The sequence below is a fragment of the Desulfoluna sp. genome (assembly GCF_030145185.1).
In the GTDB taxonomy this organism is placed as follows: Bacteria; Desulfobacterota; Desulfobacteria; order Desulfobacterales; family Desulfolunaceae; genus Desulfoluna.
Map to the genome: position 1 here is coordinate 136306 of NZ_JAQYWB010000001.1, position 24370 is coordinate 160675.

1 protein-coding gene (cut by a window edge) is annotated in these 24370 nt (G+C 60.8%); it reads right to left on the reverse strand.

Translation table 11 applies throughout. The features are described from left to right. Positions 1 to 24222, reverse strand: the 5' portion of a protein-coding gene (locus tag Q1Q75_RS00470) for a hypothetical protein (RefSeq protein WP_300666920.1). Its footprint begins 12021 nt before the window's first position; only the first 24222 of its 36243 coding nucleotides appear in the window; its start codon is at positions 24220 to 24222; its stop codon lies off the left edge, out of view. Positions 24223 to 24370: the final 148 nt, after the last annotated feature.

The following is a 24370-nucleotide window of genomic DNA, read 5'->3' on the forward strand; positions in this document are numbered from 1 at the left end:
GCTTTCAATGGCCGCGGTTATCGTGTTGCCAATGGTGTTGGTGGTCGTGGACAAGACCCCGGACGCGCCCCCAGAGACCGCCACGCCCCCAACAAAAGAGAGGATACTCCCCTGTGACAGAGCGTTCAGGGAAACGTCCCCACCGCTTAGGACGGTTGACCCGATAATTTTAGCGTTGAGGGTGTTATGGATGACGTTTTCAGTATAAAGGACCGCGCCGGCAAGCCCACCGGATGCGGCAAAGCTGAGGCCCAGGGCGGTAATCTCTGATTGATCTTTAGCGTTCAAGGCCACGGCATGACCGGCATGGATCGTGGCACCGTTTTCAACGCGGGCCTCCACGGTGTTTTTAATCTGGTTACCGGAAACCAGCGCATTGACGGCACCCAGACCGGAAGCGGCCATACCGGCAGATACGGAGATAATCCGAGCATCTGACAGGGCTGTGAGAGAAACGTCGGAATCGGGTTGAATCACATAATCAGACGCAGTAATTCCATCCGTCGCATCATAGGTTCCGGACTGCTCCACGCCTGCCTGAACCGTGGACCCGCTGATCTGAGACCGGACGGTGTTCTCGATCTTGTTGCCCATCACCGTGATCCCAGCGGCTGCGGTACCGGAGCCGGCGATATTAATGCTCAGGGCAAGGATATTTGACCTCAAGTCCGTAAGCGGAGAATCCTTAGTGGCATCATCGATATCGCTTTGTTTATCGCCCACAAGCCAATCCAGATCGATGACCTCCGGCGCCTTATCGGACGCCGACAGGGTGACATCGCCCCCGGCTGTGACGGTGGACCCTTTGATAACGGAGGTGACCTTATTTTTGACACGGTTGCCGATAACCGTGAACTGGGCCGCAACATCACCGGAAGCAGAGACCCCCAGGGCCAGCATGCGGATGGTGGATGCAGAGATTGCATCCAGGCTCACATGCGAGGTGTTATGGATGACCTTGCCTGAATCATTCATCCCCGCATTCACACTGGAACCAGCGATGAGCGCGTGAATATCATTGCTGATCACATTGGCGGCAAGGGCCATGCCCGCAGAACCGCCAGTCGCGGACGCAGAGACACCGAAGCCGAGGGAATCAATGACTGAGGTATCTTTGGCGGTCAGGCTGACGGAGCCCCCCGCATTCACAGTGGCAGGATCGGCGGTATGCACCACGGCCTCGGGGACGAGAGACCCCTCCTTATCCACCAGGTTCATGCTCGAACGATCACCGATGGATGCCTTCACCGTATTGGTTATCGTGTTGGAGACCATCGATGTCGAGGCACCACTGACGCCGGTTACGGCCACGCCTCCGGCAAAGGAGAGGACCCTGGCCTCTGAGATGGCGTCAAGGGATACATGGGTACCTGCCGTGACCGTGGATCCGGCAATCTGGGCTGTGATCAGATTGGTGATGGCATTGACTGCCACAACAAAAGAGCCGGCACCGGCGCCTGATGCGGCAACACTCAGGCCAAAGGAGTTGATGTCAGAGTCGTCTTTTGCAGACAGAGCCACGGCCCCACCGGATTCAACCGTGGAGAGACCGGAAATGGAGGCATCCACCCGGTTGCTGATGACGGCACCGAAGGTGGTGGCATCCAGGGCCGGGCCACCGGAGGCGGCAACCCCTATGGTCATGGAGACAATACGGGCCGCGGATAAAGAGGTCAGTGAGACCTTTCCAACGGAGGGTGCCAGAACATAGTCATCACGGGTCAGGCCATCTGCCTGATCATAATCCGCATCATGCAACGCCCCGGCCAAGACGGTCGACCCGATGACCTGCGACCGGACTGTATTGGCAATGGCATTGCCCATCACCGCGGCGTTGACCGCCACACCCCCTGAACCGGCCACACTCACCATCAGGGCAAAGATGTTCCCGTTCGGGCTCATGGGGGACTCAGCCAGGGCATCTTCCAAGGCCTTGGCCCATGGTTTGGGCACCATATATGCCGGAAGGGCTCCACTCGGGGCAACATCTGAAGCGGACAGGCTGATCTCGCCCCCTGCAGCGACCAGGGAACCATCAATGATCGCCTCGACGGTGTTGTGAATCGTATTGCCCATGGCCGTGAACTGAAAGGCAGCTCCACCGGACCCTGAAACACCCACCCCAAGGGACCGAATCACGGAGGAGGAACGGGCATCAAGGGTCAGGCTGCCATCCGTCTCCACCGTCGAGCCTTCAATTTTGGAGTGGATGGAATGGGTGATGACATTGGCGGACATGGCCGCACCGGCTGCGGCACCCCCGGAGGCGGCGACGCCAAAAGACAAGCCGTCAATGGTTGAGCTGTCCGTGGCGATCAGGCTCACATCACCTGCGGCATCCACCAGGGAGGCTCCCACATACCCCTCATCATCATGGTCTGAGATCAGCGCTTCGACCGTGTTGCCAATGACGTTGCCGGCTATGTTCAGATTAACGGCCGCGCCGCCGGAGCCTGCCACGCCAACCAGCAGGGCAAGTATCTTTGAATCTGTCTGTGTTTCAAGCCGCACCCCGGTCTGTGGGATCGCAAGCGAATCCCCGAAGGGGGTGTAGGCACCCGAACCGGCAACCACCGTTGAACCGATGATCCGCGAACGGACCCTGTTGCTCACCACGTTGCCCATCATAGCGGCATTGGCCGCCACGCCACCGGAGCCCCCAACGCTGACCATCAGCGCCAGAACATTCAGACTCAAGTCAAGCTCGGCATCACTGAGGATGGCATTCACCTCACCCATCAACCCTTTGGGCAGGGGCAATCCGGTTAAGGTAGAAGGCGCATCTTCAGAGGCAGAGAGTGCAACATAACCGCCTGCGGTCACCTCAGAATCATGAATCTCCGCATCCACGGTATTGGTGATGACATTGCCCATGCCGGAGAATTGTCCAGCACCGACGCCCGAGGCCGCCACGCCCACGGCCAGACTGCGAATCATGGCCGCTGAGTCCGTGTCCAGCTCGACATGGGTACCGGCCTTCACCGTGGCCCCGGCGATGTGTGTTTTCACCGTATTGCCGATGGTGTTGGCGGCGACCATGGCACCACCAGCAGCGGCTCCACTGCCTGCGACGCCTACAGAAAGCGCATCCACAATAGAGGCATCTTCTGCTGACAGACGAATGCTGCCACCTGCTTCAACGGTTCTTCCCTCTCCGCGATGTTGATCACCAAGGGTCGACTCGACTCTATTGGCAATGGTATTCGAGGCAACATTCAGGTTCACCGCCACGGCACCGGAGCCGGCCACCCCCACCATCATCGCCATGATGCGCGCATCAGACATGGCTTTAAGTGAGAGATCGCCATCTGCCAGCGTCACATGTCCTGACGCATCCACGCCGGCCTTGACTGTTGAGCCACTGATGCGGGCACCGACATTGTTTGAAATGACATTGGACATGGCCACGGCGTTGCCGGAACCCCCGCCGCTGCCGGCCACGCTAACCATCAGGGCCAGGATGTTGGCCTTGATATCGATGTCGATGTACTCCAGCATCTCGTCAGTGGTCAGAATACCGTCATTGGGATCGTTGGGGATATCTGAAAGGCCCTTTGGAAGTTGGATTGGGTTGCTGTCCGGCGCGGTATCCGACGCCTTCAGGGAGATATCACCCGCGGCCGTGACGGTTGAGCCCCCGCTGATCTCTGCTGCAACGATGTTGCTGACCACGTTGCCCATGACAGAGAGCTGGGCAGAGCCACCCCCTGCCGCTGCGACACCCACCGCCAGGGTCCGAATGACCGGAGACGATTTTGAATCGAGGATGATATCGCCATCGGCATCGACGGTGGACCCGTTAATAAGCGTCTTCACCTTGTTGGCAATCACATTCCCCGCCAGCATGGCTCCCCCGGCGCCTCCACCGGAACCGGCCACCCCCACGGACAGCGCATCGACGCTGGAATAATCATTGGCTTTCAAGGTAATGGATCCATCAGCAAAGACATGCGAGCCGACAGAGGTTTTATCAATCACCGACTCTGTTGTGTTGCTGATCGTATTGGACGAAATATTGACGTTAAACGCCGCCGCACCGGAACCGGCCACACCGATCATCATGGCCATGATGCCGGACCGGGACAGTGCCTCAGCAGAGAGACTGCCGCCGCTGTTGATGTCAACGCCAAGGGCATTCACCCCCGCCTTGACCGTGGAATCTATGATACGCGAGCCGACCGTGTTGCTGATGACATTGGTCATGGCCGCGGCATTGGCCGCCACGCCGCCGGTCCCGGCCACGCTCACCATCAGGGCCAGGATGTTGCTGTCGATATCGGGAACAAGACTGTTCAGGGAATCGGTGGCATCGGAGAACCCATCGGGAAAAAGTTTGATGGGCATATTGCCGGGCGCAACATCCGAGGCAAACAGACGGACATCGCCTCCCGTATAAATGGTGGAGCCCTCTCTGATTTCTGCTGCGACGCGGTTGCTGATGACGTTCCCCATGGCGGAGAACTGCCCTGCCCCGGCGCCCGAGGCGGCCACGCCGACAGCCAGGGTGCGGATAGCCGCTGCCTGGGTCGCTGTCAGTGAGAGATCGCCCGTTGCCGTCAGGGTCGAACCGGCGATATCCGCGCTGACCGTGTTGGCAATCACATTACCCGCAAGGGCTGCGCCTCCGGCCACACCACCGGTGCCGGCCACGCCGATGGCCAGCGAATCAATGACGGAGCTGTCAATAGAGGAGAGTGACACCCCCTGACCGGCTGTTATCCTGGATTCAGTTCCCCCGGAATCAAGGATCTGGGTTTCGACGGTATTGGCGATCACATTACCGGCGATGATGGCATTGGCGGCACCACCACCGGAGCCGGCCACGCCGACAATGGCGGAGATAATGCGTGCCTTGGAATCGGCTGAAAGAATCAAATCGGCGTTATCGACCAGCCGGTGGGTGCCGGCAGGCGGTGCAACCGCATTCTCCAGGATCCTGGCATATTCGCCGGTGGCAAGGCTGACCAGCTTGATGGTGTTCGCATTCACCACCTCGACGGCATAATGGTCCCCATCGGTCAGGCCCATAAAGGCTCGGTCCCCGTCGGTCCTGTAGGTGACGATCTGGCCATCGGTGAAACCGTGCCCGGTGAGGGTGATGCTCTCATCACCGGAAAGCGCCCCACCGTACTGGATGTCGGCGTTGGTAAAGCTCTGTTCCATGGTGGGGTGAACGGTCGTGCCCGAAGTCACCTCGGAGCCGATGATCCGTGAACCGATGGTGTTGGAGATCACGTTGCCCACCAGGGCGGCGTTCACCGCCACACCTCCGGTCCCAGCCACACTCACCATCAGGGAGAGGATGTTGCTGTCCAGGTCCACCGAGAGAAAATCAAGGGCCTCGGTTACCGCATCACCGATACCCGGTGGCATGGCCCAGGCAGGAATGGAAGACGGGGCGAGATCCGAGGCAATGAGGGCGACATCACCGCCGGCCGTAACAGTGGAGCCCCCACTGATTTCAGAGGCCACGGTGTTGGCCACGACATTGCCCATGCCGGAGAACTGACCGGCACCCCCACCTGAGGCGGCGACCCCCACGGAGAGGGTTCGAATGATGGCCGAGGAGACGGCACGCTGGGTTAAATTGGCACCGACATCCACCGTGGAGCCCTTGATATTAGCCTTTACACTGTTGGCGATGACATTGCCGGCGGCCATGGCCCCGGCAGCACCGCCACCGGAGGCCGCAACGCCGACGGAGAGGGAATCGACACTGGATGTGTCTTTCGCCGTCAGGGTGGTGGAACCGCCACTGTGGATGGCATAGGTGTTGTCGTCGGAAAGGCCGTCCTTATTGGCATCGACGATCGAGCCGTCCACCATGGCCTCGATGTGATTGGTGATGGTGTTGCCGGAGATATTGACGTTGCCCGCGGCCGTACCGGAGCCTGCCACACCCACCATCAACGCCATGATGCCGGCCTGTGACAGGGCCTCAAGGTTGAGATCGCCACCGGCGCTCACGTTGGAGCCGATGATGCGTGCGCCGATGCGGTTATCGATCACGTTGGCCATGAGGGCTGCGTTACCGGCAACGGCACCGGAACCCGCGACGCTGACCATCAGGGCCAGAATGTTGCCCTCGACCTTGAAATCGAGAAAGTCCACCAGCTCCTGGTCGTTATCGGGGTCATTGGGCAACTTGATGGGATCGTTGTCCGGGGCCAGGTCGGTGGCGGTGACGGTGACATCGCCCCCGGCAACGACGGTGGATCCGTCCCGGATCTCTGCTGCCACGGTATTGGCAATGACATTGCCCATGGCTGAGAACTGAACGGCCGCGCTCCCCCCTGCGGCAACGCCCACAGCCACGGTGCGGATCGCGGCTTCCTGGCTTGCCGTAAGTGAAAGATTACCCACCGACGGGGTGAGAAGGTTGCCGTCACGGTCCGCGCCCGCCTTCACGGTGGAGCCGCTGATGACACTTGAAACCCGATTGGTAATGACATTGCCGGCCAGGGCCGCACCACCGCCACCGGTTCCGCCCGCGGAGACACCCACCGAGATGGAATCGATGATGGAGCTGTCCACCGCCGATAGATTAACATCGCCCTTTGCATAAACCGTCACATTATCCAGGCCGGAGATGGAGGCAAGGGTGGTGTTGGCGATGACGTTGCCGGTGATGTTCGTGTTGATAGCTACAGTTCCACTACCTGCCACCCCAACCACCAGGGCCTTGATCCTGGCCTTGGACTCTGCCTTCAGGTCCAGCGTGGAACCGGCAATGACCTTGGTTGACCCCACATCTTCGGCACGGGGCGAAAATCTCTGGGTCCCGGTGACCGGTGCCAGGGCCACCTCCACCCCATCGCCCTCGTAGACGAAACGATGGCTGCCGGATGTCTCCGATGCCACAAGGTCCACGATATGGCCACTGCTATCTTTAAGCCTAAAATTGTCGGCGTCCACAAACGCGACGGTGTATTCGTTTCCGTCTACCAGACCGGTGAGCGGGCCGTTGCCATCCGCATGATAGGTAATCTTCTGGCCGTCACGGAAACCATGACTGCTGACGCAGAAGGTGTCGTTGACGTAGTCCACCGGAGCAGGCACAAAGGACGCCTCCTTTGTCCAATAACGGAAGCTGTGAGTGCCTGCGGAAGCGGAAGCGCCAATATCAATGACTTCGCCGCTGGCAATGTCTCTGAGCTTAAAGATGTCCGGCGTCTTTTCGCCAGCGCCATCTTTAACGATGAGAACTTCATAATCACGCCCATCCACCAGCCCGCTGATGGCATCCTTTCCATGGGCATCGTAGGTAATGATCTCGCCTCCATCGAAGGCATGACCGGAGACGAAAAAGGTATCGGCCGTTGCATCCACCGACGCGATAACAGAAGGAACAGACCAGGTCAATTTATGGACGCCGCCGGTGGCGGACAACTCGAGGTCTGCAATCTCATGGGTCGTGGTACTTCGTAACTGAAGGGTATCGGCATCGACCACCACCACCTCATACGCACCGCCCTCTGTCAGCCCCGTGACCGGAGGATGGCCGTCGGCGCTGTAGGTAACGATCTCACCCCCGGAAAAGCCATGATCGATCAGGGTGAGGGTGTCGGCAGAAGCATCCATGGACTCAGAGCCTGCTGGATCCAAGCTGAGTTCAGCCACGGTGAGCGGATTGGCCAGCTTGAAATGATCGGCATCAATGCGCTCGACCCGGTACTCCCGGTTTTCCCCAAGACCCCCGATGAGATCGTTACCGTTGGCTTCATAAAGAATGATCTCGCCGTCTGTGAACCCGTGACTGGTAACGGTGAAGATGTGGTTTTCAAAATCCACCACGCCGACATCGGCGGGCGTAAAGGTCGCGGGGGTCTGCTTCTCAACAAAGGAGTGGCTGCCCCAGGCACCTGAATCGCTCAGATCAACCACGCTGCCGTCCTGTTCGGTCAGGCGGAAGGAGTCGGCATCGATTCGGACAACCGTGTACTGCCGTCCGTCTACCAAGCCACCGACATTGCGGAATTCATCCGCATCCATGGTGCTGGATTTGTCGGCTAAGTAGGTGACGAGGTCCCCATCGCTGAAACCATGGGAGGCGATGGTCACCACATCGTTGACGTAATCGAGCGGCCCACAGGCTGACGGGGTAAGGGACTGAGCCTCTCCGCCCGGAGCCGTAAAGCTGTGCCTGCCTCCCGAAGGGGCGGTACGCAGATCGATCCCCTCACCCAGGCTTTTCAGCCGGAATGAATTTCCGTCAATGAGCACCACCTGATACTGCCGGCCTTCGTCAAGGCCGACGATGGGGTCATTGCCGTTGGCGCGGTAGATGACAAGGCTGCCATCAAGCAATTGGTGATCCGCAAGGGTGATGATGTCCGTGTCGTAATCCAAGTCGCCACGGGAAGGCTCGAATGTTTTTATCTCGCCGCCGCAATCCAGCCCATGGGTGCCGGCTTGCGCCTGTCCCTCACCATTCTTTTCCATATTTACTGTTGAAGTGACGATGAACTTCAAGCCGATGGTGTCGTCGTCTAAGACCACGACCTCGTACTGACCGCCATCCACCAGGCCCCCAACGGCATCGTTCCCGTTTGCCGTGTAGGTAATCACCTCCCCGCCCGTATACCCGTGCCCGGCAAGGGTGATGGTATCAAGAACAAGATCTGCGCCACCGGCTGATGGCGTAAAGGCCTGCGTGCTGCCGTTGTAAACGATGCCGTGTGTACCGCGGGGAGTCTGAAGGGTCAGGTCCACCGGATTACCGGAAAGGTCTTTTAATCTAAAATTGTGTGCATCCAGGACCTCGACCCGATAGCTCGCGCCATCGGTCAGGCCCCCTATGGGGGTGTTGCCATGGGCAGCGTACGTGATGACATCCCCGTCACGAAAGCCATGATCAATGAGGGTGATGCTCTCCATCTCCTGGCTGTAGTCGATGGGACCCGGTGCCGTAGGATTAAAGGTCTTGGGGTCCTCGGGGCGGATAAAGCTGTGTGTCCCTTCTGGTGCCAAAAGTTTGATGTCCACATCACCACCGCCGAGTGTCTTTAACCCGAAGGTATCGGCATCGATCCAGACGACCCGATACTGAGGATCGTCCAGGCCGCCGATGCGTGTATTATCGCCTGCACTGTAGTTGATGATCTGACCGTTAACAAAGCCGTGGTCATTTAAGGTGATGGTGTCCCTGTCGGCATCAATGACACCGTCTGCCGCGGCATCGAATTCAGCCACATTTTCACCCACGATGCGTGCCTGAACGGTATTGGCAATCACGTTGCCCATGGCGGCCACATTCACCGCGGTATTGCCAGATCCGGCAACGCTCACCATCACGGCAAAAATATTGGCGCTTAAGTCGAGCTGTGCCGAGTCAAAGACGGCATCAATCTTTGTCTGCAGCTTGGGAGGCAACAGCCAGGCGGGCCCCGGGGCGGTATCCGATGCATGCAGAGTGATGCTGTCCCCGGCTGTGACGTTTGAACTGTTGATCTCTGCATCAATCGTGTTGGCGATCACATTGCCCATGACCGTGGCCTGAACGGCCGCCGTCCCTGCCGCCGAGACGCCGACGGCCAGGGCGTGGATCCCCGGGGAGGACAGCGCCGTAAGCGCAAGGTCGTTATTCGTCTGAACGGTCGAGCCGGCAATCACGGCCCGGGTTCTGTTCGTGACGACATTGGAGGCCACAGCCATGCCGCCAGCCGCCTTGCCGGAAGCCGAAACCCCGAAAGAGAGGGCATCGATGATGGAGCTGTCACGGGCGATAAGCGAAACATCCCCGACGGCCTTGATATTTGATTTACGGGTCCCCTCATTGACAACGGACGCATCGATGGTGTTGACGATGGTATTGGCCGTGATAGACACCAGCGCAGAGCCCGTGCCGCCTGCGGCGACGCCACCGGAAAACGAGAAAATATTATTTTTCGACTCGGCGTTGAGGCGGACGCCGACGCCTGCAAGGGTTTCATCCACGCCCCCGGCATCGTTGAGCACATCAAAATCACCGGTTCCCGCAACCACCGTTGAACCGGAGATCTGGGCCCTGACTGTATTGACGAGGGTGTTCACCGCGCCATTGATGCCGACCCCGACTTTGCCGGAAGCCGCCACATTAAAGACCAGGGCGGCCGCCGCCGAGGTATCTGTCGCATCCAGGGAGACCAGGCCGCCTGCGGTGACATGGGAATCTCCTGTCATCAAGGCTTCGACACGGCTTACGATGGTGTTGGCGATCCCTGCGGCATCAAGGGAAAATTTACCGGAGGCTGCGACACCGGCTGTAAATGCCGTCATTCGTGATTCTGAATCCGCATCCAGGATCACATCGCCGCTTGTGATCACCGTGGAATTTTCAATCTGAGAGCGGACTGTTTTGGTGATGACATTAATCGAAAAGGTCGCACCGGCAGCGACATTCCCGGCACCGGAGACCGTGATGGCAGCGGTCAAAATATTGGAGTTCAGGTCAAGGGGCGTATCATCCACCGCCCCCTGGATCGCATTTCTGATACTTTCGGGGACAAGATCGAACAGATCTCCCGGCGGGAGAAGGGGCGCTCTCTCCACCGAGGTCAGCGTCACATCGCCTGCCGCGGTGACCGTTGAGCCGAGGGTGAGGGACTCCACCCCCTGGACGATGACGTTGGGCGACAGATTTCCCGAAACCCCAACTTTTCCGGAACCGGAGACACCGATGGAAAGCGAGCGGATGCTCGATCCAACGGCTGTGGACAAGGTGACATCCCCGTCTGCACCCGGGAGCAAACCGGTTGATTCAACGGTTGAGCCACTGATATAGGCTCCCGCTTTGTTCACGATAACATTCACCGCCCCAGCCGCGCCCACGGCTGTTTTCCCGCCACCGGCCACGGTAAAGGCCAGGGACTCAACCCAGGATCCGACATCAGCAGAGAGGGAGATATTACCACCTGCGGTGACATCGGATCCCTCATCGATAAATGCCAGGGTCCGGTTCACGATGGTGTTGGAGGTGAGGGTGACCTGAACGCCGACCTTGTCTTTTGAAATGGCCGCACCGGCGGCAATGGCCCGAACCGTCTGATCGGAACGGGCTGAGATATCCAGGTTACCGCCCACCGTGACCGTGGAGCCAGAGATAGTCGCGGTGGTGTCGTTGACGATGACATTGCAATTGACCGACGCACCGATGCCGGCGTTCCCGCCATAGGAGACATTGCCGCCAAGGTTAAAGACCGAGATCTCCTCAACGGCCTTGACGCCCATGTCACCACCGACTGTGATTGTCGACCCGTTAATAGAGGCCCGGGTGATCGCGGTGAGTGAATACACCGACACCGTACCACCAATACCGGCCTTGCCCTTGGTCACGGCCAGCGAGCCCCCCAGGAAGATCAGGGTATCGTCTGACACGGCGTTCACGGTGAAATCACCGGCGGCATGGAGGGTGGAACCGGAACCGATCCAGGCACGGGTCTCCTTGACCACGACATTGGCCCCAATCCCCACACCAAAGGCCGCCTTTGCCTGCTCACCGGTGGCCACCGCCAATCCAATGGCGCCCCCTGAGATCCAGGTCGTGCTCCCGGCGTTGACGGTCACGGACTGATCCGTGCCAGCCGCAATCAAACCGGGCCGGGTGTTGACCTGAACCCCGTCATCCATAAAGGCCCGGGTCCCCAGCACGAAGACGTTGGCGACGACGCCGCCCCCCACGGCCGCGTTGCCATCTTTCCCACTGACACCGCCACCGGCAGCGATACTGGTGGGCAGCAGCATGTAGGCCTTGAAGTATGGGTCCGTGGCATCCTGCTCAGGCAGGATCTTTTCAATGATGCTGACATCGAGGTCTTTGCCGAACAGGGAGACCTCGGTGCTGGGGGCAACCAGCGAGGTGGCATCGACGAGAATGCCTTCACTGGAATCAATCCGGCTCTCTTTGCCGATGGAAGCGGTTGTGAATCCGGTCACGACATTGATATTGGCGGCCACACCCACACCGGCCTTGCCGCCTTTGGCAAATCCACCGGTCAGGTTCTGCAGGCCGATATCGCTGCGAGCCTGAACGGTGATCCCTGCGGTGGACTGCAGGTCCACCTTTTCACCCACACGGGCGGCCGTATCCATGACCACCGTATTGACGCCGATGGAACCGGCGATCCCGTAGTCACTGCCCCCGCCTGCGGCCATGCCCCAGACCACGAAATCACTGGACGCATCCGTGACATTTCCCTCTTTATCCAAGTCCGCGGTCAGGGCCTCCACGGTAATGCCGTCACCGATAACGGTGGCCCCATCGCCAATTCCGGCATGGGTAACAACCACGCCGACGTTCAGGCCCACAGCGGCCCCGACACCGGTCTTGTGCTTTTTCGAGATCGCGGTGCCCAGGGCCTTGGCGCTGGCGTCCGTTTCGTTCAGTGACCGGACCCGCACCGGTCCGGCTGCCGAGATAACGATGCCGTTACCAAGGGTGGCCCCGGTGCTGACGACACTGACCGTCAGGCCGATGGCCGCGGCAACGCCAGCGCTGTTGGAGCCGGATTTGTTCTCATCTCCCGCCTGGGAGGTCTGATCGCTGGCCGTGGAATCGGCCTTATCCACACTGTCTTTAGCCGAAGGCAGCGCAAAGGTTTTGCCCGAGCCTTGCGTTTTACCGCCAACGGCTTCGTTGCCCTTGACCTGTGACTGGGATTCCTGATCGGAGCTCTTCCCGTTGCTTGCTGCGCCCCGGGCGCTGGCAACGGTTTCCGTTCGGTTATCAATATTGGAGTGGGCGCTGACCGTGACCCCACCGATGGTATCAAGGCTCCGATAGATCCCGGCATCGACCAGGTCAATGGCCACATCGGCGGCCAGGGTGGCCCCCACGGCCGCCTTGTCACCGGCTGCGGCGGCGTTGCCCTTGGCCAGGGATTGACTCGTGTGGCTGGCAATCACCTCCACCGTGCCGGAGCCTGAGTCGAGGAGCATCATGTTGCCCATCTCTTCGGTGCCGATCCGGGCGCGGGTAATGTTCACGCCCGTGTTGATGGCCACCGCAGGGCTCACCGCCACATCACCCGCCGAACCCGCAATCACCGAGGCCGCCATGTCATGGTCACCGGTTGCCTTAACCGAGAGGCTGGCAGGGTTGAGCAGGATGGCTGTGTCGTTAATCTCGGCCCTGGCGGTATGAACCCCCACATTCAGGGCAAAGGAGGCCCCAACCCCGACGCTGGTGCTGTCGGAATCGGACCCCGAGCTGGGAACGATGGCCTTGGATGAGGCCAAAACGCGGCTGTGGGTCCGGTTTTCTGCCCAGATCTCCACATCCCCATCACCGGCATCCACCCTGGAAGCACTCCCGATGGAGGCACGGCTCTCGATGACGGCCACATTGACGGCACCGGCCCCTGCAACACCGACGCTCGTACCACCGGCACCGGAGGTCGCCGTCACAGACGATTGATGGGCCATCACCGTTTCACCGTCATCGGCCATCATGGCCTTGAGGGAAACCCCCTCGGCCGTGACATTCCCGTCGATCACCGCCTTGTTGCCGACGATCACCGTATTCACGGCGATGCCTGCGGCAACCCCCACATCGGTGGAGGCCGCGCTGCCATCGGCGCTGACGGTTGAGTCGGTATCGTTGCTGGTGCGTAAGGTTACAGACCCACCTTCTGATATCAGCGTGGTGCCACTGGTGATGATCGCCGTGGAGTCGGAGACAGCAACATTAACCGCCAGGGCACCGCCCACGCTGAACGAGGTGCCGTCACCACTGCCCTTGGCCTTCGTCCGTTTCTTTTCTGACGGCACCTTGCTGCCGGAGGAACCGGTTTTTTTCTGGCCGAAACCTAAGGTCTTGTCGGCCTTCTGATCCGCGGTCTGTGGTGTTTCCCCGGCTGGCGGTGCCGAGGAGCCGCGGGCCCCCGCCTTGGCAAAGGCCTGGGTGTCGGAGACCGTATTTGCCTCGATGACCGAATCCCCCGACCGTGAGGTGAGGCTGCGGGCCAGCTCGGCCCTTGCCAGGTCCACCCCGGTGGTGACGGCAAGGCTCAGGCCGACACCGGCATCCTTGCCCACGGCATCGGAGTCTGCCGTACTGGACGCAGAGCCCACATGATCCGCTGTAAGGGTCAGGCCGCCCTGTATATCCAGCGCCTCCCCATGGGGCAGCTTCGCCTCGGTCACATTGACGCCCACGGTAATGGCCGCTGAAGGCGTGATGGCAATGCTGCCCCCGGCACCGGCCTTGGCCAGAGTCGTTAAGGCATGATGCCCGGTGGCCAGCAGCCCCAGATTGTTGGCGCCGGTCAAAGAAGCATCGCCTGCAATCTCCGCCTTGGCTGTGTTGACCCCGACATTAACGGCCACGGAGCCCCCCATACCGACGTTGGTGCTCTTCTTGGCGCTGCCCGTGCCGGTCGTCCCCGTGGTCCCCGTAGAGCCCGTTGTACCCGTCGAGCCTGTGGTGCCGCCCGTCGCCGCGGGTGCCGCCGTCCTGGCATCGGCCTGGGCCGTTGCGGAGACCAGGCTGCTGCTGCGGTTTTCCGCGTTGAGCAGAACATCGCCATGGTTTCCGGCATGTCCCACATTGAGGGTGGACCCACTGGCCACAGACGCCTCACTGTGGGTGACGCTGACATTGATGGCAAAGGAACCGGAGAGGCCAAAACTGCCGCCACTGGCCCCTGAAACCGCTGTCGCACCAAAGGAGTGCGAGCCATCCGTGAGGCTGTGCGCCTCACCGGAGGCCACCGCGTGCCTGTCAAGAACGATGGCCTTACCCGCCTGGGCATCGGCCGCTGTCTTCGCCAGGCCAATGGTGTCCAGGCCCCCATGGTTGATGATCACGTAATAGGTCGTGCCGGAGGTCAAGCCGCCGATGGCCGTCCCCGTTGTCGTGTAGACCACGGCGTCGCCATTTTTATAGTCGTGCCCGTCTTCAAAGGTAATGCCCGGAAGCACACTGACGGCGGTGGCTGCATCAAAGGCCTTCTCCACCCCACCGCCCACCTTGGTGAGCTTGTGACCGGTGCCGGTTGCTGCAGAGCGGTCCAGCACCATAGACTTGCCGACCGTAGCATCCGCGGCCGAGGCCGCCAGGCGAATGGAGGCAGAACCCTCTTCGGCGATGACAAAATAGGTCCCACCCGCCGTGAGCCCGCCAATCGCCACGTTCGGCGCCATGCCCTTGGTGTAGATCACCTTATCACCGGTGGCAAAGCCATGGTTGAGCCCAAGATAGATGCCGGTATCGGTCATGGCCTCGGCCGGGTTGAAGTCTGCTTTTGACTCACCCATGAGGGCCTCGACGGTGAGCCCCTTGGGAGCCGTGTCTGCCCTGTAAATGGACAGGTTGCGCTGCCCGGCTTCGGCGGTCGCGAAGCCTTTATCGCCGGTCAGTGTGATCACCGCGTCAGTGACAGAGGCGATGGTGTAGTCCCCGTCGTTGCTGCTGCCTGTGATGGTAATGACATCGCCGGCCTGAAAACCATCCTCGATCCAGCTGCCGGCGGATCGTTCAAGGGTGTCGCTGGCCCCGTTTTCTATCAGCGAAACAGAGGTATTCTGAACGCGCTCGACCATCAGCCCGTTGACGGCATCGCCGACCACCGCCAGTTCATTGCCCGCTTTCAGGATCAGGGTCTGCTCATCTTCGCTGATCTCATCGATGGTGAACTCGCCCAGGCTGCTGCCCCCATCGAACAGTTCGATGGTGTCCCCCTGGGAGAAGCCATCATCGACCCAGCTTCCGTCAACATCGCTGCGGCTGATGAGGTCCCGCTGATTGCCATTGTCGACCAGGGTCACCTCAAGGGGGTTTTCCATTTCGACCCAGCGTTCGTGCTCCACGCCGAGGCCCGACTGGGCAATGCCGTGGCCTTTGACTCCCAGCCCGTTCTGTGACGCAGCGTACCCTGTCAAACTGTCTGAAGCCTCCAGGTAAAGGGTCAGGCCATCGCTGCTGATATCATTAATCGTATAGATGCCCGTGTTGCTGCTGTCCCCACTGAGGGTGAAGCGATGCCCCACCTCAAAGCCATCACTGACCCAGCTGCCGGAAGCGCGGGTGAGGGTGTCACGCGCATCATTTTTCCCGGCGTTATCGGTCAGGGTCAGCCCAGGAGCCCCGCTCATAACCGGAGCATGGGGGGCAAGGACATCGCCCGCAGCCAGAAACAGGGTCAGCCCATCGTCACTGCTCTCATCAATGGTGTAGGTCCCTGTGTTGCTGCCGTCGCCAACAAGGGTAATCTTCTGGCCCACCAGAAAGCCGTCGGCCGCCCAGTCGCCGCCGCTGCGCGTGATGGTGTCGCGCTCACTGTCACTGTGAATCAGCGTCAACTCGGGGCTGCCCACCATCACAATCGGTGCCCGGCGGTTGACGGTAAGGGAGGTGTCGGCACGAACCACTAGGGCATCGTGTTCAGACAACGTCAGCGTCGCGCCATTGATGGCGTCGATGGTATAGAATCCCTGGTTGTTTTCATCCCCATGGAGTTGGATGACGTCACCAACCGTAAGACGCTGGCCGCCATACCCCACCGTATCCCAATCCACGCCATCGGTTCGGGTGATGGTGTCGTGGTCTGCCTGGGTGTTGGCGTCCAGATCGGAATCATGGTGCGCATACACGAGGCCGTCCGTATCATGCAGGATGACGTGATCCCTGCGCTGCACCGAAAGATTAAGATCTCGAACAACGCGAAGCCCGGCTTGAGCCTTATCGTCACCGTTCAGCACATCGCCGGCATCCAGGTACAGGATGGCACCGTCGATATGATCGATGGTGTAGACCTCCCCGTTCCTGACATCGCCCTCCAGACGGATCGTATCGCCAGCCTTGAACCCATCGGCGCTCCAGTCGCCTTCCGATCGGGTGAGGGTATCACGCTCATCGGCCTTTCCCTTGTTGTCGGCCAGGGTCAGCTCCGGGGTGCCGCCCATGGAGGCATGGGGGGTCAGCACGCCGCTGGTTGAAAGGGTCAGGCCATCGGCGCTGATGGCGGTGATCTGGTAAACCCCCGTGTTGTCAAGGTCCCCCCCAAAGGTGAAGACATCTCCGACGTTAAACCCATCTTCGCTCCAGCTGCCGCTGGAACGCTGGAGGGTATCATCGGCTGCATCATGGTGGGTCAGGGTCAGCTCCGGGGTACCGTGCATGACCACTTTGTCCTGGGGCTGAAGCATGGCAGTCTCGATGACGTCGCCCTCGATGACCGCCCTGTTGTCGGCAACCGCGACATTGATGGCGACACCGACGCCGATACCAAAACGGGTTTCGCTTGAATCGCTGACATCCGAGCGCCTCACCGAAAGGGATGTATCCGTATTGGTGGCGTCATTAACGCCCGTCTGATTAGACAATGTATCGGTTTTCACCAGCACCAGGGTGGAACCGTTGGCCTCGATGCGGTCAATGGTGTAGGTGCCGTCGTTGGACGTCGTGCCGCTTTTTGTGCCGGCGACGATGATCTTGTCGCCCACGGCAAAATGATCGTCCAGCCAGCTTCCCTGGCTGCGGGTGAGTTTGTCCCCTCCTGCGGCATCGGGGTTATGGGAAAAGGTTAAAGTCTCTCCCGAGGCCAAGACCAGCTTGGTGTCCTTGGCCTTGCTGCTGCGTTCCACCTGGGTGGTCTTGGGAGCCGGGGTCTCGTCGGTCAAGGTGTCGCCGGCGACCAGGGTCAACTCGGTGCCGTCGGCAGAGATGGCCCCGATGGTAAAGGTCTTGTTGTTGTGCTCTGTGCCGGTGACGCTGAGGGTCTGGCCCACGGTGAAACCGTCCACGATCCAGCTGCCTGAAGCCCGGATGATGGTATCGGGGGTATCCGGAGCCTCGGTGGTCGCCCTGTCGGCAAAGGTCAGCTGGGGATGACCGTTAAGCAGCCCGAGGTGATGGCGCTCCACCTTGACCGCGGCACCGCTGAATCTCGTGACACCGGAGGCGAGGCTCGCATCCCTTTCCAGAATCAGGACCCGTCCATCGTTTGTGATATCCGCCACCTGATAGGTGCCGTCATTGGCGCTGCCGGTTCCCACCACGGTGATGGTGTCGCCCTTCTTGTAGCCGTTGGCAAGCCAGCTGCCGCTGCCCAGGGTGATGGTGCCAGACCGGGTGCCGTTGTCGGCAAAAACAATATCCGGTCCGCCCCGGGTAACCACCGGAGCCGGCGCGGGGGTGGTGGGCGCTGTCGACACCTTCTTTGCCACCACCAGCCGGGTACCCGAGGCCTCTTCAGCGCTCAGGGTATCGGCTGTGCTGAGGGTGATTGTCAGGCCATCGGTGGAGATCGCCGTGATCGTGTAGGTATTTCCGGCCGATGTGTTGTTCTCATATGTCCCGGCAACGGTGAGGACGTCCCCCGCCACAAACCCGTCGGCAGCCCAGCTGCCGGAGGAGCGGGTGATGGTGTCTCCGGTAAACCCTTCATCCAGGCCTTGGGTGCCGTTATCTGTAAAGGTGAGGGTGATGCCTCCGGTAACATCAGTCGAGGTCTCCCAGGGCTTGGCGCTGGAGGCCTTGCCAACGGCAGCGGCATCGGCCAGTGCGTGGGCATCGGTGTCATTTGCGGTGGCCACCTTAACCGACCCGCCAAAGGCCTTGAGTTGGGTATTTTTGGTGATGGTGGCGTGGGATTCTGAGACACCAACATTGACCCCCAGCGCCCCGCTGATGGCGACATCAGCCCCCCCGTTGTCGGCATCCGAGGCCGAGGGCAAGGTGGGAAGGGTAACGCCTGACCCCTTGACCTCTTCCCTGTCTGTGGCAAAGGCCATCTGCTGCTCTGCCTGCTCATCGGCGGTCTCCGGCTCCGTGGACTCGGTGCTGGTGCCCTCTGCTGCTGGTTCGGTCTTTGGTTGTGCGCCCTTGGCGCTGGCCTTTACGATCGCCTGGGAATCGGAGGTATTATTGGCCTCGATCACCACATCCCCCGAACGGGAGGTCACATCCCGATCCAGGGTGGCGATGGCACGGTCCACCGCGACATTGATCCCGATCGCGGCTCCAAAGGCCGCTTTATCGCCCGCCGCATCGGCCTTGGCGTAGGTCCCGGTGGAGACCTTCTGCCTGGCGCTGAGGGTCAGGCCCCCATCGATATCAAGAGCCGAGCCATAGGGCAGCTCGGCCTTGACCTGGTTGACCCCCACTGTCAGGCCAATGGTGGGGCTGATGGCAAAATCACCGCCCGCACCGGCCTTGGAGGTGGTCGCCAGGGCATGGTCACCGGAGGCACTCAAGCTTAAGGCACCGGCGTTAAGAAGCGTGGCACCGGAAACGGCACCTTTTGTCCCCTCGATCTCTGCACGGGCGGTATTGACACCGACATTCAAGGCAAAGGCGCCGCCCATGCCTACGCTGGTGCCGGATGTCTCCGTCGTCCCTGCCGAGCTCGTCTTAACGGCATCACTCTCCAGAGCCGATGCAATCACGCTGCTGGCGCTGATATTCTCGGCACTGAGGCTGACATCGCCACGATGCGTCTCATCACCGGCGGTAATCGCTGCACCACGGGCAATGTAGGCCTCACTGGTTGTGACACCGACATTTAAGGCAAAGGCCCCTGCCAGGCCGAAATCACCGCCACTGGCACCAGAAATAGCCTCAGCCCCCAAGCTGTGCCTTTTGTGTGACTCTGTTTCAGAATCTTCCGGATCCCGATCGTCCATCAAGGCCTCGACGGTCAACCCGTGGGAGGTGACTGAGCCTTCAATGGCGGCCTTGTTGGTCACCACGGCCGTGTTGATGGCTGCGGCAACCCCCACCCCAACGCCGGCTTCTCCTCCCCCCGTCGAAGCCGCTGCGGGCGCTTTGCGCTCGACGACGGGCGAGGATCCAGCGACCAGAGCGTCCCGATCATCAAGGGTCAGGGTGCGGCCATCCGTTGAAATACCGGCAATCGTAAAGATTTTTTCCGGGCTGGTGCTGACATGGAGGGTATCGCCAACGGCAAACCCATCGGCCAGAAAGCTGCCGCTGGAGCGGTTAATGCTGTCAGCCTGTGTTTCCGAATGCGTCAGGGTCATCGTCGGGCTGCCCGTAACGGTTGCCGCCGGGACGCGATGGGTGACGCTGACCGTCGCCGTGGTCACACCGCTTTCGGGCGTCAGGTAGTACCCGTCGGCAAGGAAGAGGACACCCCGGGTCACCTTGGCAATGGTGTAGGTGTTGTTGTTGGAGACGGTTCCACCCACCGTGATGACATCCCCTGCGGTAAAGCCGTCGTCTATCCAACTGCCCGTGGCGCGTGAGAGGGTGTCGGCGTTGGTGCCGCCGGCATCAAAAAAATTAAGGGAGGGCTTGTCGTTCATCACCCCGAACCGGACAAGCTCCACCTTGACGGCACCGGTGTTGTGCGCCTCACCCGTGAGGGTATCCGAGACAGAAAGAATCAGGACGCGGCCATCCTGGGAGATATCGGCGATGCGATAGCGGCCATTGTTACTTGCGTCGGCAGCCCCGGTCACCTTGACGGTATCACCCACCTTATAGCCATCGGTGACCCAGCTTCCATTCTTGCGGGTGATGGTGTCCCGGGTGTCCCCTGTGCCTTTCGCGTTGTCGGCAAAGGAGAGGGTCTGCCCGCCGAGGAGCATAACAGTGGGGTCGGCTGCTTTTTTGACCGCCAGGCTGGCGCCGGAAGCGGTCCCGGCCGTCAGGGTATTGGCCGCGTCCTGTTTCAGAGTCAGGGTCTTACCATCGGCCGAGATCCCCGCGATGGTATAAACCGCTGCCCCGGTTGTGCTGTTCGTCCCTGCCCCGGCAACCGTGATGGTATCGCCTGCGGCAAACCCGTCGGCCGCCCAGCTCCCGTGGGAGCGGGCGATGGTATCGGCCGTGGCCGCGTTGTGGGTAAAGGTGAGGGCCACACCGCCCATGACAGGCGGCACGGTAGTTGCCACAACCGAACCGACCACCGGGGCCAGTGTGCCCTTGCCCACGGCGCTGGCATTGGCGACAGCGGCGGCGTCGGTATCGTTGGTCGCCAAAACGGTGCTGCTGTCAGCAGACATATCGGACATATCCAAGGTGGTGCCACGGGTAATCATGGCCTCGGAGGTGGAGACCGCCACGTTGATCCCCAGGGCCGCACCGATGCTGACACCGCTGCCCCCACTGGTCTGGGTCCCCTTTTCAGGCAGTCCGGGCGCATTGGATCGACTGTCCGCCGGAAGCATGCCGGTGATAAAACTGTGCTGTGCTTCGTTTTTCTGGTCCTGGGTGGGTTCAGCCGCAGCATCTTCCGGTGGCTTGGCCCCCAGGGCACTGGCCGAGGCCGAAGCGACAGAATCAGACAGGGTGTGAGCCTCGATAACGGCCTTTCCAGAAGACGAGCTGACATCGCGATCGAGTCTTGCGATGGCCTCATCGACTGCGACGGTGAGACCAAAACCAACCCCGAACCCGGCCTTCGAACCTGCGGCATCCCCCTTGGCGCGGGTGAGGGTGGACCCTTTGTGCGTGGCGCTCAAGGTCAAATCACCGCCGATATTCAGGGCCTCCCCTTTCGGCAACAGGGCCTTGGTCTGATTGACACCGGCTGCCAGGGCAATGGCGGGGCTGATGGCCACGCTGCCCCCGGCGCCCGCATCGGCCGTCGTGGTCATGGCATGCTCGCCGACGGCGGTCAGGTTCAGCGCCCCGGCATGGGTCAGTTTGGCGCTTTCGTCGATTCCATCGGTTGTCAGGTCATCACCCCGGATCTCTGCCGTGGCGGAGTTGACCCCCACGTTCAGGGCCACAGAGCCACCGATGCCAACGCTTGAACCGGCTCCGGTTTTGCCGGTCGTTCCTCCTGTGCTGCCTCCTGTTGTCCCCGCAGCAACCGGTGCGGTCTTGGCCACACTCTCCTGATCGGCCGTGGCAAGGACAGTGCTGTCGCTGATATTTTCCGCCTTCAGCAACACATCGCCCCGGTTATCATCGCGTCCCACATCGATGGTGGTGCCCCGGTCAATGAAGGCCTCACTTTTCGTGACACCCACATTCAGGGCAAAGGAACCGGCCAGCCCGAAGCTACCCGCCCCGGCACCGGAGATGGCGGTGGCGCCAAAGGTGTGCTGTTTGTGTGACTCCGTCTCGGAATCTTCCGGATCACGATCATCCATCAGCGCTTCGACGGTCAGGCCTGTATGACCACTCATCGCAACGCCTTCAATCACATCACCGCTGACGGCTGCGATGTTGTTGACCGTCGCCACATTGATGGCCACGGCAACACCGATACCAACCCCCGGTTTGCCCTGGCCCCTGGTGTCTTCTCCACGTTTGATCGCTGCATCGGGGCTGACGCCAAGCCAGTCCACGCTCTCCGTCTTGAGCTTGTTGATCTGCGCAAGGGTCAGCACCTTGCCGTCGGCCCGTATCCCGGCAATGGTGTAGCTGCCATTGTTGCTGCGGGTTCCGGTCACCGTAATGGTATCCCCAACGGCAAAGCCTTCATCGATAAAGTTTCCGGCACCGCGGCTGATGGTGTCCCGGGTATCGCCTGTGGCTGCTTCGTTATCATGGAAGTTAAGGGATGGCATGCCGTACATCTCGGCGTTTTGGGGCCGCGAGGTAAAGGTGACCTCAATGGCCTGGGCCGATGAGGTGGTCTCGCTGGTGAGAAAATTACCGTCTGCCAGTGTCAGCCGGGCGCCGTCAAAGGAGATCGATTCGATGGTATAGATATTGTTGTTCCGGGTGGTCCCACTCACCGTGATGGCATCACCGACGGTGAAGCCGTCGTCTACCCAGTTGCCGGTGGAACGCTCGATGGTGTCCCCATTCACGCCATTGTCGTCAAAAGTCAGGGTCGGGCTGCCGTTCAGACGACCCGGCACAAAGCACTCGACCTGGGCGCCAGCGCCCAGGGTCTGGTTCGTCAGCGTCTGGCCCGTGGCAAGGGTGAGGGTCAACCCGTCGGTGGAAATGGCGGCGACCTTAAAGCGGCCATCGTTCACGCCGCCGGTACCAGTGACGCAAAGGGTATCGCCCACGGCAAAGCCGCTGGTTACCCAACTGCCCGAGGTCAAGGTGATGGTGTCGCGCGTGTCACCGGAGGCCAACGCGTTGTCCTTAAAGACAAAGGATGGGCTGACCAGGGTGACCGGAGGGATGATCTTTTTGATCTCCACCCCGGACGAATCGGTGAGAACCTGTGCAACCAAAGCATCTGCTGCATCCAGGGTCAGGGTCAGTCCATCGGCAGAGATCGCCCCGATGGTATACCTCATGCCCGCTGCGGTATCATTTTGTCCGGCACCGGTGCCGGTAACCGTCACGGTGTCACCCACCGCGAATTTATCGGCCACCCAGCTGCCGGTGGAACGGGTGAGGGTATCGCGCTTGTCGCCCCCCACCGCCCCGGCGTTGTCCGTAAAGGTCAGGGTGACGCCGGCCGCCCCAGTCATCACGGCGGGGACCACATCCTTCGTGACGGTAATAAGCGATGAGGACCCATAAACATGAGTGTCCACGGTATCGGCCGTGTCCAATGTGAGGGTCAGGCCGTCTGCTGCAATGGCGGCGATGGTGTATTTGTTTCCACCCGAGGTGTCGTTACCCCCTGCGTTGGTGACGTTCAGCCGGTCACCCACCTTGAACCCATCACTGACCCAGCTGCCGGAGGAACGCGTGATGGTGTCGCCCGTAAAGCCCTCGGTCAAACCAAGGGTCCCGTGATCGGTAAAGGTCAGCGTCTGACCGCCCTTGATCAGCGGTGCGGGGGTACCGGGAGGCAAGATGACCGGGCCCAGCACCTGGCTGCCGGACCCCACGGCGCTGGCGTTGGCCTCGGCACCGGCATCAGTGTCGTTGGTGCTCCTGACGGTCACCGAGCCACCCCGGGCATTCAGCGTCCTGCCCTCATGGATGCGGGCCGTGCTGTCCGAAACCGCCACATTAACGCCCAGGGCAGCGCCAAAACTGATGCCGCCCGTGCCGCTGTCGTCCGTCTCGGCCTTGGGAGTCTCAGGCAAGTCGGGATTGCCAAGTTCACTGCGGCTGGTGGCAAGGTCCATGTTGCTGGTAATTTGATCATCTGCGGTGGGAGCAGCGTCCCCTTCATCAGGTGTCGGTGCCTGTCCCCCCAAGGCACTGGCAACGGCACTGCTGGTGGCATTGGATAGGCTATGGGCTTCGATAACGATATCCCCGCTTTCAGAGGTGACATCCCGATCCATTTCAGCCAGAGCCTCGTCCACGGCCACGTTAAGCGCGATGCCGACACCAAAGCCGGCATTCTTACCGGCGGCATTGGCATTGGCGCGGGTGGTCGAGGTGCTGCTGTGAGTGGAACGCAACATCATGCCACCGGCCAATATCAAGGCCTTGTCACTCGCCGGCAGCAGCGCCTTCGTCTCATGGATGCCCACCGAGAGCGCCACCGCCGGAGTCAGGGCCAGATCACCCGCCGCTCCCGCGTCGGCTGTGGTGTCAAGACCATGCTCGCCC